Origin of the sequence: Pseudomonas putida (assembly GCF_005080685.1) — a bacterium.
Lineage (GTDB): Bacteria > Pseudomonadota > Gammaproteobacteria > Pseudomonadales > Pseudomonadaceae > Aquipseudomonas > Aquipseudomonas putida_V.
In genome coordinates this window covers 4,097,903-4,110,968 of record NZ_CP039371.1, presented here as the reverse complement: position 1 = coordinate 4,110,968, position 13,066 = coordinate 4,097,903, and the positions used below count along the sequence as shown (strand labels likewise).

The following is a 13,066-nucleotide window of genomic DNA, read 5'->3' as shown; positions in this document are numbered from 1 at the left end:
TATAGCGTGAACTATATAGCGATAGGCCAGTGCTCGGGAAGGGGCCTGTCGGAGCGCTGTCAGCCTGGAGTCAGCGCCCGCAGCGGCTCAAGGCCTTGTCGGCAATGTCCCGTGTCAGATCAGCTGCTGGCAGGTGCCGGCCCAGGCGCAGCCCCTGGCCCGCCCAGAGGTTGCTGAAGTCACTGTTGCCCTGCGGGTCGGTAATCGCCCGCAGAGGCATCAGCGCACCGCCAGCCAGTGGAAAGCGTGGGGCGAGTTCGCTCATCGGCCCCAGCTCGCGCATGATGCGATTGTTGATACCGCGCGCCGGGCGACCGGTGAACAGGTTGGTCAGCGCTGTGTCGCTGGCCGGCGCGTGGTCCAGGGCGTGGCGGTGAGCCGGCGACACCTTGGCCTCGGGGCAAAACAGGTAGGCGGTACCGATCTGCACGGCCGAGGCGCCCAAGGCCAGGGCCGCGAGCAGACCGCGATGGTCGCCGATCCCGCCTGCGGCGATCACGGGCACCTGCACCGCATCGACCACCTGCGGCACCAGGGCGAAGGTGCCGATCTGGCTGGTGATGTCGTCGCTGAGGAACATGCCGCGGTGGCCGCCAGCTTCGTAGCCCATGGCAATGATGGCGTCGCAGCCATGGGTCTCGAGCCAGACAGCTTCTTCCACGGTAGTGGCACTCGACAGGACCTTGGCGCCGCTGGCCTTCACTCGCTGCAACAGGTCCGGCGCCGGCAGGCCGAAGTGGAAGCTCACCACTTCCGGGCGCAGTTGCTCGATCAACTGGCAGCTCTGTTCATCGAAGGGTGCGCGGTTGGAGACCGGCGTCGGCGCTGCGTAGTCCGCGCCAACCTCCTGGTAATACGGCTCCAGGGCCTGCTTCCAGCGCTCGGCGCGCGCAGCGTCCGGCTCGGGCGGCTGGTGGCAGAAAAAGTTCAGGTTCAACGGGCCGCGACAGGCGTTGCGGAAGGCCTCGATCTCGCTGCGCACCTGCTCGGCGGTGAGCATGGCGCAGGGCAGGGCGCCCAGGCCACCGGCGTTGCCCACGGCGATCGCCAGGGGTGAGCCGCAAGCACCGGCCATGGGCGCTTGCAGGATGGGCAACTCGATGCCCAGCAGATCGAGGATACGTCGGTCGGGCCAGTTGCTCATGCGCTGCTCCTTCTATGCCGGTGTGCTGTTTACAGGGCTTTGCTGACCTGGATGTCGCTGATCTTGTCGGCGTCGTCGCCGTGGATCTTGCGCAGGGCATCCAGCGCTTGCTCCTGGGAGGCGTCCGCCATCAGGGCGAAGTCCCAGCGACGCTGGCCGTCGAGTTTGTATTTGATCACGTACTTGATGGTCTGGGTCATGGTGCGAGGTATTCCGATGAATTAGCCGAGCTTCGACGAAGAGCGGCGGACGATCTTGATCTTGTGGCTGAAGGTCGGCTTGCGGGTAACCGAGATCGGCCGCGCGGTGACGGTGTCGATGGTGATGTTCCAGAAGCCGGTGCTGGGCACGGTGATCTTGGCCGGGAAGCGTTCGAAGTGGCCGCCGTGGTAGGTGTGCCGCCCGCCGTTCTTGAAGCTGCGGAAGTTGGCGTCGTTCATCAGGCGGATGTTGCAGCGCTGGGAGCACTCGATGACGACGATGTCGTCCTCGTTGAGGTGCTCGCGCTGGTGTATGAATTTCATGTGATGCTCCGCAAGGTTTGGTTCTGCAAACGCGAAAGATACCACGATGGCGCGATACACTGCCGGGCGGTATGACAGGGCGAAGATATTTACGCCAAAGCAGGGAGCAAAACCGCCTGGCTGCTGTCGAAATGATTTCATCGAAGGCAGAGGTGTGGCTAATGAAGTGGGTGGTAGCGGCGTTGTCCCTGACGTTGGGTGGGTGTGTCAGTGTTTCCGAGCTGGAACAGTCGCATGAAACGCTGGATGTGATGTCCGGCAAGACCCCGCGCGAATACGCCGATTGCGTGAAGCACAAACTGGCAGACAGCCGGGAGCCGCTTGAGGAAGAACAGCGTGGTGATGGCTTGCGCCTGATCGTGCCGCAAAAACTCACCGCCGGCGCAGGCCCGGCTGCATTGATCGACATCGACAAGCGCGGCAGCGGCAGCAGCATCAAGTTGCATGAGCGGCTGAACAATTTCCCGCTGCGCCTGGGTGATGTGCGCACCGCCGCAACCCAGTGCATCTCGGGCAGTTGAGCGGGCGCAAGGCATTCTCGATCAACCCGTGAAAAGCCATCTTCGGATGGCTTTTTGCGTTGTCGGGCGTCTCTGCACGGGGCTGCAATCGAGCGGGATACGCATGCCCGCGATATTCGATGACCGTAATATTTACGATCCCTTTGAACTATCTACACTGGGTTATCTCTATCATGGCATCGGTCGGCCACGGGCGGGGCATTGTAAGGTGACTGCCGCCTGATTAGACTGCGCCGAAACCCATAGGCCCAGCCTTCGTTTAAGGACGTATATGATCAAGAAATGCTTGTTCCCGGCAGCCGGTTACGGCACTCGCTTCCTGCCTGCTACCAAAGCCATGCCCAAGGAAATGCTGCCGGTGGTCAACAAGCCGCTGATCCAGTATGGCGTCGAGGAGGCGCTGGATGCCGGCCTGAACGAGATCTCCATCGTTACCGGCCGCGGCAAGCGCGCCTTGGAAGACCACTTCGACATCAGCTATGAGCTGGAAAACCAGATCAAGGGCACCGACAAGGAAAAATACCTGGTCGGCATTCGTCGCCTGCTCAACGAGTGCTCGTTCTCCTACACGCGCCAGACCGAAATGAAAGGCCTGGGCCACGCCATTCTGACCGGCCGCCCACTGATCGGCGACGAGCCGTTCGCCGTGGTCCTGGCGGACGACCTGTGCGTCAACCCAGAGGGTGATGGTGTACTGACCCAGATGGTCAAGCTGTACAACCAGTTCCGCTGCTCGATCGTCGCCATCCAGGAAGTCGACCCGCAGGAAACCAACAAGTACGGCGTGATTGCCGGCGACATGATCCGCGACGACATCTTCCGCGTGACCAACATGGTCGAGAAGCCCAAGCCTGAAGATGCGCCGTCGAACCTTGCGATCATCGGTCGTTACATCCTCACCCCGGATATCTTCGACATCATCGCCAACACCGAGCCAGGCAAAGGTGGCGAGATCCAGATCACCGACGCCCTGATGCAGCAGGCGCAGAATGGCTGCGTGATCGCCTACAAGTTCAAGGGCCAGCGCTTCGACTGCGGTGGCGCCGAAGGCTACATCGACGCGACCAACTTCTGCTTCGAGAACTACTACAAGGCAGGCAAGGCTTACTGATCCAAGCCTTCGCTGACACTGGGGCTGCTTTGCAGCCCTTCGCGGGCCAAGCCCGCTCCCACAGGACTGTCGCACATCCATGGATATGCGCAGTACCCTTGGGAGCGGGCTTGGCCCGCGAAGGGCCGCAAAGCGGCCCCAGTGCGTTATGCTGGGCCGCTGCCTAGGAGACTGAATACATGGCCTACGATTTTGATCTGTTCGTGATTGGTGCCGGCTCCGGTGGCGTGCGTGCCGCACGCTTTGCCGCAGGCTTCGGCGCCAAGGTGGCGGTAGCCGAAAGCCGCTACCTGGGAGGCACCTGCGTCAACGTCGGCTGCGTGCCGAAAAAACTGCTGGTGTACGGCGCCCACGTGGCCGACGAGCTGGAGCAGGCTGCAGGTTTTGGCTGGACCCTGGAAGAGGGTCATTTCGATTGGGGCACGCTGATCGCCAACAAGAACCGCGAGATCGAGCGGCTCAACGGCATCTACCGCAACCTGCTGGTCAACAGCGGTGTCAGCCTGTTGCAGGGCCATGCGCGCATCACCGGTGCCAACGAAGTCGAGGTCGACGGCCAGCGCTACAGCGCCGAGCACATCCTCATCGCCACTGGCGGCTGGCCGCAGGTACCGGACATCCCCGGCAAGGAACTGGCGATCACCTCCAACGAGGCGTTTTACCTCAAGGCCCTGCCACGCCGCGTGCTGGTGGTCGGGGGTGGCTACATCGCGGTCGAGTTCGCCGGGATCTTCCAAGGCCTGGGTGCCGACACCACGCTGCTGTACCGCGGCGACCTGTTCCTGCGCGGTTTCGACGGCTCGGTGCGAACCCACCTCAAGGAAGAGCTGGAAAAGCGCGGCCTGAACCTGCAGTTCAATGCCGACATTCAGCGTATCGATAAGCTCGAGGACGGCAGCCTGAAGGCCACGCTCAAGGACGGCCGCGAGCTGGTCGCCGATTGCGTGTTCTACGCCACTGGCCGCAGGCCGATGCTGGACAACCTGGGCCTTGAGAATACCGGTGTCGAACTGGACGAGCGCGGCTACGTTCGCGTTGACGAGCAATACCTGACCACCGCGCCATCGATTCTCGCCATTGGCGATGTCATCGGCCGCGTGCAACTCACCCCGGTTGCCCTGGCCGAAGGCATGGCCGTGGCGCGTCGCCTGTTCAAGCCCGAGCAATACCGCCCGGTGGACTACCAGAACATCCCGACTGCGGTGTTCAGCCAGCCGCCGATCGGCACCGTGGGTCTGACCGAGGAGCAGGCGCTGGAAGCCGGGCACAAGGTGCAGGTCTTCGAGAGCCGCTTCCGCGCCATGAAGCTGACCCTCACCGACATCCAGGAAAAGACCCTGATGAAACTGGTGGTGGATGCCGAGACCGACAAGGTGCTGGGTTGCCACATGGTCGGGCCGGACGCTGGCGAGATCATCCAGGGCCTGGGCGTTGCCTTGAAGGCCGGGGCCACCAAGCAGCAGTTCGACGAGACCATCGGCGTGCACCCCACCGCAGCCGAGGAGTTCGTCACCATGCGTACGGCGACCCGCTGACCGCGCATCGCACGTCGCCAAGCATGGGAGCGGCCTTATGTCGCGAAAGGGCCGCAAAGCGGCCCCTCGATATTGCGCCAAGGCTGATATCGTTTGGGCTGCTACGCAGCCCGCTCGCGACGCAGGGCCGCTCCCACATACCCAGTGGTTGGTTGGATGAGCCGCGCAATCCTTTGCTCAGCCCAATCCCTTCTATTAATAAACCTCGGTTATAGCCAAAACCAATCATCAGCATGAGCTTTGCCAATGAGCCTTTGTCACGGCCAGCGGTTAGGATTCTCTCCGTCAACTGATTTCAACCCCATGAAGGAGCGTCTCTCATGCCTATCATCAACAGCCAGGTCAAACCGTTCAACGCCACCGCCTACCACAAAGGCGAATTCGTTCAGGTAAGCGAAGCCGACCTGAAGGGCAAGTGGTCTGTCGTGTTCTTCTACCCGGCCGACTTCACCTTCGTCTGCCCAACCGAACTGGGTGACCTGGCCGACAACTACGCCGAGTTCCAGAAGCTGGGCGTGGAAATCTACGGCGTGTCCACCGACACCCACTTCACCCACAAAGCCTGGCACGACACCTCGGAAACCATCGGCAAGATCCAATACCCGCTGATCGGTGACCCGACCCACATCATCTCGCGCAATTTCGACGTGCTGATCGAAGAAGCCGGCCTGGCCGATCGCGGTACCTTCGTGATCAACCCGGAAGGCCAGATCAAGATCGTCGAACTGAACGACGGTGGTGTAGGCCGTGACGCTGCCGAGCTGCTGCGCAAGGTCAAGGCTGCCCAGTACGTCGCCGCCCACCCAGGTGAAGTCTGCCCGGCCAAGTGGAAAGAAGGCGAAGCCACCCTGGCGCCGTCGCTGGACCTGGTCGGCAAGATCTAAGCAAGACCATGTGTCGATCGCGGGCGGTGAGCAGCCGCCAAAGCTGAAGTAGTCACCGCCCCGTAAAAACGCCCGGGCGATCTCGCCTGGGCGTTTTTGTATCCAAGTTTTGAAAAAAGGAATCGCCCGTATGTTGGACGCCACGCTTAAATCGCAACTGAAAACCTACCTGGAGCGGGTCACCCAGCCGATCGAGATCGTTGCATCCCTCGACGACGGCGCGAAATCCCGCGAATTGCATGACCTGCTGGTGGAAATCGCCGGTCTGTCGAACCTGATTACCCTGAGCGCGGACGGTACCGACGCCCGTCGTCCTTCGTTCTCGCTCAACCGCCCGGGGGCCGACATCAGCCTGCGCTTCGCCGGCATCCCCATGGGTCACGAATTCACTTCCCTGGTGCTGGCGCTGCTGCAAGTCGGCGGCCACCCCTCCAAGGCCAGCGCCGAAGTGATCGAGCAGATCCAGGCACTGGAAGGTGAGTTCACCTTCGAAACCTACTTCTCGCTGTCGTGCCAGAACTGCCCGGACGTGGTCCAGGCGCTGAACCTGATGGCTGTGCTCAACCCCAACGTTCGCCACGTGGCGATCGACGGTGCGCTGTTCCAGGACGAAGTCGAGTCGCGCAAGATCATGGCGGTGCCGAGCGTCTATCTCAACGGCGAAGTGTTCGGCCAGGGCCGCATGGGCCTGGAAGAGATCCTCGGCAAGATCGACACCAACGCAGGTGCCCGCCAGGCCGAGAAGATCAACGCCAAGGACGCCTTCGACGTGCTGGTGGTCGGCGGTGGCCCTGCTGGCGCCGCAGCGGCCATCTACGCCGCGCGTAAAGGCATTCGCACCGGTGTCGCGGCCGAGCGTTTCGGCGGCCAGGTGCTCGACACCCTGGCCATCGAGAACTTCATCTCGGTGCAGGAAACCGAAGGCCCGAAACTGGCCACGGCGTTGGAAGAGCACGTCAAGCAGTATGACGTCGACATCATGAACCTGCAGCGCGGTGAAGCGCTGATCCCGGCCACCGACGGCGGCCTGCATGAAGTACGCCTGGCCGGCGGCGCCTCGCTCAAGGCCAAGACCGTGATCCTCGCCACCGGCGCCCGCTGGCGTGAAATGAACGTCCCGGGCGAGCAGGAGTACCGCGCCCGTGGCGTGGCCTACTGCCCGCACTGCGACGGCCCACTGTTCAAGGGCAAGCGCGTGGCGGTGATCGGTGGTGGCAACTCGGGTGTGGAAGCGGCCATCGACCTGGCGGGCATCGTCGCCCAGGTGACGCTGATCGAATTCGACAGCCAGCTGCGTGCCGACGCCGTGCTGCAGCGCAAGTTGCACAGCCTGCCGAACGTCAAGGTGATTACCAGTGCGTTGACCACCGAAGTGGTGGGCAATGGCGAGAAGGTCACCGGCCTGCGCTACAAGGACCGCACCACCGACGAGGTGCACGACCTGGCGCTGGAAGGCATCTTCGTGCAGATCGGCCTGCTGCCGAACACCGATTGGCTCAAAGGTACCGTCGAACTGTCGCCGCGTGGCGAGATCATCGTCGACGCCAAGGGCCAGACCAGCGTACCGGGCGTGTTCGCTGCCGGTGACGTGACCACGGTGCCGTACAAGCAGATCGTCATCGCCGTGGGCGAGGGCGCCAAGGCATCGCTGGCGGCGTTCGACCACCTGATCCGCACGTCGGCACCCGCGTAACTGCATCGCGACCCTTTCGCGGGACGAGCCCGCTCCCACAGGATCCGCACTGTTTTCAACACTGTGCGGTCCCTGTAGGAGCGGGCTTGTCCCGCGAAAGGGCCCTGACAAGCCAAGCTGAACCTGAGGATGTCTATGCTTACTGCAGACCCCTCAGGAACCCGACCCATGACCCTGATCAGCCGCGAACCCTGGTGGCTAGTGCCACCCAAGCCCGGGCAGCAGGAGCAGGACCTGCACTGGGGCTACCTGGAAATCTACGCCGATGGCCGTACCGTGTTCGTCGACCAGCGCCCCAGCGACCGGGAGCTGGCCGAACGCAAGAGTTGCCGCAATTTCCCCGACCCGGAGCCTTGACCGGCTCAGCCTTCGAGCTCTGCCAGGCGTGCTTCGAGCGCCGCTATCCGCGCTTCCAAGGCTTCGATCCGCTCCTCCGACACACTGCCACCGCCGCTGCGGCCACCGCTTTCCTGCTGGCGTGCGGCAAGGATCGCCTCGATTTCCGCCGGATCGCCCAGTGCATGGGTATAACGGTCCTCGCGTTGCCCCGCCTGGCGCGGCAGGTGCAGGGCCAGGCCGCGTGAAATCAGACGCTCGAGCTGGTGCTGGACCTGCTCGGTGTCGTCGAAGGCATGCAGGCGGTTGCTGCGGCTCAGCAGCTCGCTCAAGGTCTGCGGCCCGCGCAGGAACATCAGCCCCATCAGCACCAGCTGCGCGGGCACCAGCTCCAGTGCCTTGTCCACGCGATGCTCCCAGCGGTCCGCTCGGCTACCCATCTGCAGGCGAGTCATGTCCTGGCCTTCGAGGGCCCGAAGGGCCTGGCCGACCTGCCCCTGGGTGAGGTTCATGACCGGCTCGCGGCTGGTTTTCTGGTTGCAGGCCAGGAGCAGCGCATTGAGCGTCAGGGGGTAGCTTTCCGGGCTGGTGGCCTGCTTCTCGATCAGCGAGCCGAGAATACGGATCTCGATGCTGTTGAAGCGGCCTTCGCCTGCGGTTTCTTGGTCGGACATGGCCCTGTCTCTTTACTAGGAAAAGGCCACTAGCGTAGGTAATGCGCCCGCCTTAAGCAATCACCGGCCCGCTTGCCGCTCCTCGGCCATGCACGCCGCTGCGGTGAACAAGACGTCGGTCGATGAGTTGAGCGCCGTTTCGGCCGAATCCTGCAGCACGCCGATGATGAAACCCACCGCGACCACCTGCATGGCCACCTCGCTCGGAATGCCGAACAGGCTGCACGCCAGCGGGATCAACAACAGCGACCCACCCGCCACGCCCGAGGCGCCGCAGGCGCAAACGGCCGCGACCACGCTCAGCAGCACGGCCGTGGGCAGGTCGACGGCGATGCCCAAGGTGCTCACCGCCGCCAGGGTCAGCACGGTGATGGTGATCGCCGCGCCGGCCATGTTGATGGTCGCACCCAGCGGAATCGATACCGAATAGGTGTCTTCGTGCAGGCCCAGGCGCTCGGACAATGCCAGGTTGACCGGGATGTTCGCGGCCGAACTGCGGGTGAAGAACGCCGTGATGCCACTCTCGCGCAGGCACAGCAGGGTGAGCGGGTAGGGGTTGCGACGGATCTTCCAGAACACGATCAGTGGGTTCATCACCAGGGCCACGAACAGCATGCAACCGATCAGCACGGCGAGCAGGTGCAGGTAGCCGAGCAGCGCCTCGAGGCCGGATTCGGCCAGCGTCGAGCTGACCAGCCCGAAGATGCCCAGTGGGGCGAAGCGAATCACCACGCGCACCATCAGCGTCACACCATTGGACAGGTCCTCGACCACGCCACGGGTGGTCTCGCTGCCCCGGCGCAGGGCCACGCCGAGGCCGATGGCCCACACCAGCACACCGATGAAGTTGGCGTTGAGCAGGGCATTGATCGGGTTGTCGACCGCGCTCAGCAGCAGGTTCTGCAGCACCTCGGTGATGCCGCCGGGGGCACTCAGGCTGGCGTCGGCGGCGCTCAGCGCCAGGGTCGAGGGGAACAGCATGCTCGCGCCCACCGCTACCACCGCGGCGGCGAAGGTGCCGAGCAGGTACAGCCAGAGGATCGGGCGGATATGGGTTTGCTGGCCCTGACGGTGATTGGCGATCGATGCCATCACCAGGACGAACACCAGCACCGGAGCCACGGCCTTGAGCGCACTGACGAACACTTTGCCGAGGAAGGCCAGGTCGCGGGCTGCTTCGGGGGCGAGCAGGGCCAAGGCGATACCCGCCAGCAGGCCGATGATGATCTGCGTTACCAGGCTGATGCGGTTGAGCAGACGAAAGACGGGGGTCATGTGCAGCGCTATCTCGGTTGCGGAAAAGGGGGCGACCTTACTATAGCTGCCCGGTCATTCACCAATGGAACAACTCCCGTCTTGCCCCTTCCGTAATCGCCACGATGCCAGGGTGCTTGACCTTGCGCTCCACCGAAATGGCATAGAACGACTCGTGCACCGCCTCGGTCTGCCCGATCAACTCGACCCCGTATTGGCGGCAGACCTCCTCGGCGATCACGCTCGGCGCCACGAAGATGCCGCTGCCCGATTGGCCGAAGGCCTGCATCAACGCGCTGTCGTCGAATTCGCCGATGATCCGCGGCTGCACCTGCTGCTCTCCCAGCCAGCGCAGCAGGCGGCTGCGCACCACGGTTTCCTGCCCCGGGATCAGTAGCGGTGCATCCTGCAGGCAACCGGGGAAGGGCCCGGCATGGCGCCGGGCCAGGGCCGGGGTGGCGAAGAAGCTCAGGCCGCACTCACCGAGTTTCTGGCTGTAGCCCTTGATGTCCAGGTGGCTGGGCATCGGGCTGTCGGAGATCACCAGGTCCAGGCGCTGGATCGCAAGGTCTGCCAGCAGCCGCTCGAGCTTGTCTTCCCGGCAGTTGATGCGCAGTACATTGTCCAGCTCCATGGTCGGCGCCAGCAGGCGATAGACGATGGACTTCGGCACCACGTCGGCCACGCCTACGCGGAACAGGATCTGCTCCTGGGGGCCTGCGCGCAGCAGGGTTTCCAGCTCTGCGCCCAGCTGGAACATCTGCTCGGCGTAGGCCAGTGCCTGGCGGCCGGTCTCGGTCAGTTCGAGCTGTCGGCCGACGCGCTGGAACAGCTCCAGGCCGTAGGTGTGCTCGAACAGGCTGATCTGGCCGCTGATGGTCTGGGGGGTGAGGTTGAGTTGTTCGCTGGCGCGCACGATGCTGCCGGTCTTGGCCACGGCCCAGAAGTAGTGAAGCTGGCGGTAATTGAGCATCGGTCCGGTCCCGATTCGTAAAAACCGAAGTATAACCGCTGAAAATACGAATTTTACTGATGTATGCGCCTCTCTAGAATTGGCCCCCATCAGGCGCCACAAGGCGCCGCCGGTTTATCGATCAGCGAGGACCCCATGCTCCATCTAAAATCCATCGGCACCCCCTTGGTGCTGGCACTGGCCCTGCTAAGCCTTGCCGGTTGTGACCAGGCCGAGAAATCCGCCCAGCAGATGCTCGACCAAGCCGCCGAATCGGCCAAGCAGGCCATCGACAAGACCAACGACGCGGCCCAGCAGGCCTTGAGCGACGCTATCGGCAGCGATGGTGAAAAGCCCAAGGCCGCAGCGCCCGAACAGCGTACCCAGGACATCTGACCCAGACCCGATGCAGGATTGATCAATGGAATATTTGCTGGAACTCGCCGCTAGCCCTACCGCCTGGGTTGCCCTGGCCACGCTGGTGGCCATGGAAGTCGTGCTAGGCATCGACAACCTGATCTTCATCTCCATCCTCACCAACAAACTGCCAGTGGAGTACCGCTCCAAGGCCCGCCGCGTGGGCATCAGCATGGCCCTGGTGATGCGCCTGGCGCTGCTCAGCACCGTGGCCTGGATCGTCCAGCTCACCGACCCGGTGTTCGACGTGTTCGGCCATGCGTTCTCGTGGAAGGACGTGATCCTCATCGCCGGTGGCCTGTTCCTGTTGTGGAAGGCGACCAAGGAAATCCACGAAAACGTCGACCCGCACGGCGCCAAGGAAGAGGCCAAGGTATCGTCCACGGTCACCCTGGGCTTTGCCGCGGCGATCTTCCAGATCCTGTTGCTGGACATCGTCTTCTCGGTCGACAGCATCATCACCGCCGTGGGCATGACTGAGCACCTGCCGATCATGATCATCGCCGTGATCAGTGCCGTGGTGGTGATGATGGTGGCGGCCGACCCGCTGGCCGACTTCATCAACAAGAACCCGACCGTGGTGATGCTGGCCCTGGGCTTCCTGATCATGATCGGCATGACGCTGATCGCCGAAGGCTTCGGTGCCCATGTGCCGAAAGGCTACGTGTATGCGGCGATGGCGTTCTCGACGCTGATCGAGATTCTCAACATCATGGCTCGCCGGGCGCGGCTCAAGCGCGAAGCGGCCGAGGGTTGAGGCCACGAACGGAGAAGGGGGCGCATCGCGCCCCCTTCTCGTTGTAACGGGATCTGTTCTTCAATGCGCCCCGGCATGGCGCCTTGCACGGCGTGCGGGCTGCGGCTTGGCGGCGGGCTGCGCGGGCAGGTGATGGTGCTGCGAGTGGCGCCGCACGATGCGTAGGACGCCCCAGAGCATGGCGGCCGCGACGCTCAGCCACATGCCTACCAGCATGAGGATTGCCATTGTCAGGCTCATGTGTGCCTCCTTATCCCGGCCTGCGCAAGGCGGCCATCCGGACACACCAGAAGTTTAGCTCGGCACCTGTGACGTTCCATTGACCGAAGGTCTATTGCTTGGGCCATTTGGTTCCTAGCCGCCGGCCTACTATACCCACAACGCCTGCGCCCTTATCATCGTGCCCAGGGCCGGGCCGCACGCCTGGCGTTGGAACTAGCGAGTGCCCATGCAGCAACATTTCTTCACTCCCCGTCGTCTGCTGGCGGCCTGTCTGCTGGCCGCCACACTGGCCGGTTGCGCCAGTGCCCCGCCGGTAGCGGTCAAGGGCGTGCCGCAGAAGGTCGAGATCAGCAGCGTGCCGTTCTACCGTGGCAACGCCAACCACAGTGGCGCCATGGCCCTGGCCGCGGTGCTGTCGCAGCAGGGCGCGCCGATCACCCCAGGCCTGCTCGACAAACCGCTGAAGCTGCCCGAGGGCGCCGACGCGCTGGATACCGGCATCCCGCGCGTGGCGCGTGAATACGGCATGGTCGTGTACCCGCTGGACAAGACACTGGATGCCTTGCTGGTACAGGTCGCCGCCGGCAATCCGGTGCTGGTGCGTTATCAGGAGGGGTCGGCCTGGTGGAGCGAGCCGCGCTATGCGGTGCTGATCGGCTTCGACCGCTACAAGGGCCGGGTGCTGTTGCGTTCGGGCATGCATCGGCGGCAGATGATGACGTTCGACGAATTCGAGTCGGCCTGGGCCGAGGAGGGGAGTTGGGCGGTGCTGGTGCAGCCTCCGCGCCAGCTGCCGGCCCAGGTGGACCACCAGCGCTGGTTGCAGGCCGCCGACGAACTGGCCCGGGCTGGCCAGGAAATCGCCGCGAAACAGGCCGTCAACACCTTGGGTCAGTGATAGGGCAGGCTCTTGTAGGAGCGGCCTTGCGCCGCGATGGGGCGCGTAGCGGCCCCAGCAATCTGGGGCGCTGCCCATATCTTGGGGCCGCTACGCGCCCCATCGCGACGCAAGGCCGCTCCCACAAGGGGTAATGCGGTGCCT

The 13,066-nt window shown here is 63.6% G+C and carries 16 protein-coding genes; 9 read left to right on the top strand and 7 right to left on the bottom strand.

Features of this window, described 5'->3' with window-relative positions:
• Nucleotides 1-70: 70 nt before the first annotated feature.
• Genes E6B08_RS18745 through E6B08_RS18740 form a run of 3 tightly spaced genes read right to left on the bottom strand, consistent with a single transcriptional unit; the run spans nt 71 to nt 1,668 of the window.
• Nucleotides 71-1,144 carry an NAD(P)H-dependent flavin oxidoreductase gene (locus tag E6B08_RS18745; RefSeq protein WP_136915418.1) on the bottom strand — a complete coding sequence of 358 codons (1,074 nt, stop codon included), beginning with the start codon at nt 1,142-1,144 and terminating at the stop codon, nt 71-73.
• Nucleotides 1,145-1,173: 29 nt separating this feature from the next.
• Nucleotides 1,174-1,344, bottom strand: coding sequence for a hypothetical protein (locus tag E6B08_RS30865; RefSeq protein ID WP_192938560.1), 171 nt, complete (start codon nt 1,342-1,344; stop codon nt 1,174-1,176).
• A gap of 21 nt (nt 1,345-1,365) precedes the next feature.
• A complete protein-coding gene (locus E6B08_RS18740; protein WP_136915417.1) occupies nt 1,366-1,668 on the bottom strand; it encodes a DUF1883 domain-containing protein in 303 nt (100 codons plus the stop codon).
• A gap of 161 nt (nt 1,669-1,829) precedes the next feature.
• On the opposite strand from E6B08_RS18740, the gene E6B08_RS18735 reads away from it, so the two are divergent.
• The 6 genes from E6B08_RS18735 to E6B08_RS18705 all read left to right on the top strand — a co-directional run bounded on the left by E6B08_RS18735 (nt 1,830) and on the right by E6B08_RS18705 (nt 7,769).
• Complete coding sequence (locus E6B08_RS18735) at nt 1,830-2,189, top strand: hypothetical protein (RefSeq protein ID WP_136915416.1); 360 nt, start codon at nt 1,830-1,832, stop codon at nt 2,187-2,189.
• Between the two features lie 271 nt (nt 2,190-2,460).
• On the top strand, nt 2,461-3,300 hold the full coding sequence (gene galU / locus E6B08_RS18725; protein ID WP_136915414.1) for a UTP--glucose-1-phosphate uridylyltransferase GalU: 840 nt from the start codon (nt 2,461-2,463) through the stop codon (nt 3,298-3,300).
• Between the two features lie 179 nt (nt 3,301-3,479).
• Nucleotides 3,480-4,835 (top strand): glutathione-disulfide reductase, encoded by a 1,356-nt coding sequence (gene gorA / locus E6B08_RS18720; protein ID WP_136915413.1) that lies wholly within the window; start codon nt 3,480-3,482, stop codon nt 4,833-4,835.
• A gap of 320 nt (nt 4,836-5,155) precedes the next feature.
• Nucleotides 5,156-5,719 carry an alkyl hydroperoxide reductase subunit C gene (gene ahpC, locus E6B08_RS18715; RefSeq protein ID WP_136915412.1) on the top strand — a complete coding sequence of 188 codons (564 nt, stop codon included), beginning with the start codon at nt 5,156-5,158 and terminating at the stop codon, nt 5,717-5,719.
• Nucleotides 5,720-5,849: 130 nt separating this feature from the next.
• Nucleotides 5,850-7,412: an alkyl hydroperoxide reductase subunit F gene (gene ahpF, locus E6B08_RS18710; RefSeq protein WP_136915411.1), complete on the top strand. Its 1,563-nt coding sequence runs from the start codon at nt 5,850-5,852 to the stop codon at nt 7,410-7,412.
• A 168-nt stretch (nt 7,413-7,580) separates the two neighbouring features.
• On the top strand, nt 7,581-7,769 hold the full coding sequence (locus tag E6B08_RS18705; RefSeq protein ID WP_013973178.1) for a hypothetical protein: 189 nt from the start codon (nt 7,581-7,583) through the stop codon (nt 7,767-7,769).
• Nucleotides 7,770-7,774: 5 nt separating this feature from the next.
• Here the strand turns inward: E6B08_RS18705 and E6B08_RS18700 are convergent, their stop codons facing one another.
• Genes E6B08_RS18700 through nhaR form a run of 3 tightly spaced genes read right to left on the bottom strand, consistent with a single transcriptional unit; the run spans nt 7,775 to nt 10,649 of the window.
• The gene (locus E6B08_RS18700; protein ID WP_136915410.1) at nt 7,775-8,422 is read right to left on the bottom strand and encodes a YceH family protein; all 648 of its coding nucleotides are present in this window, start codon (nt 8,420-8,422) and stop codon (nt 7,775-7,777) included.
• A gap of 60 nt (nt 8,423-8,482) precedes the next feature.
• Nucleotides 8,483-9,697 carry a serine/threonine transporter SstT gene (gene sstT / locus E6B08_RS18695; RefSeq protein ID WP_136915409.1) on the bottom strand — a complete coding sequence of 405 codons (1,215 nt, stop codon included), beginning with the start codon at nt 9,695-9,697 and terminating at the stop codon, nt 8,483-8,485.
• Between the two features lie 58 nt (nt 9,698-9,755).
• Nucleotides 9,756-10,649 carry a transcriptional activator NhaR gene (gene nhaR / locus E6B08_RS18690; RefSeq protein WP_136915408.1) on the bottom strand — a complete coding sequence of 298 codons (894 nt, stop codon included), beginning with the start codon at nt 10,647-10,649 and terminating at the stop codon, nt 9,756-9,758.
• Nucleotides 10,650-10,784: 135 nt separating this feature from the next.
• Here nhaR and E6B08_RS18685 point away from each other — a divergent pair, with 135 nt between their 5' ends.
• Together E6B08_RS18685 and E6B08_RS18680 are read left to right on the top strand one after the other, a co-directional pair.
• Nucleotides 10,785-11,024 (top strand): hypothetical protein, encoded by a 240-nt coding sequence (locus E6B08_RS18685; RefSeq protein ID WP_136915407.1) that lies wholly within the window; start codon nt 10,785-10,787, stop codon nt 11,022-11,024.
• 25 nt (nt 11,025-11,049) lie between these two features.
• Nucleotides 11,050-11,802, top strand: coding sequence for a TerC family protein (locus E6B08_RS18680; RefSeq protein WP_136915406.1), 753 nt, complete (start codon nt 11,050-11,052; stop codon nt 11,800-11,802).
• Between the two features lie 60 nt (nt 11,803-11,862).
• Here the strand turns inward: E6B08_RS18680 and E6B08_RS18675 are convergent, their stop codons facing one another.
• Complete coding sequence (locus tag E6B08_RS18675) at nt 11,863-12,042, bottom strand: hypothetical protein (protein ID WP_136915405.1); 180 nt, start codon at nt 12,040-12,042, stop codon at nt 11,863-11,865.
• A 208-nt stretch (nt 12,043-12,250) separates the two neighbouring features.
• Here E6B08_RS18675 and E6B08_RS18670 point away from each other — a divergent pair, with 208 nt between their 5' ends.
• Nucleotides 12,251-12,922 (top strand): peptidase C39 family protein, encoded by a 672-nt coding sequence (locus tag E6B08_RS18670; RefSeq protein ID WP_136915404.1) that lies wholly within the window; start codon nt 12,251-12,253, stop codon nt 12,920-12,922.
• Nucleotides 12,923-13,066 lie beyond the last annotated feature (144 nt).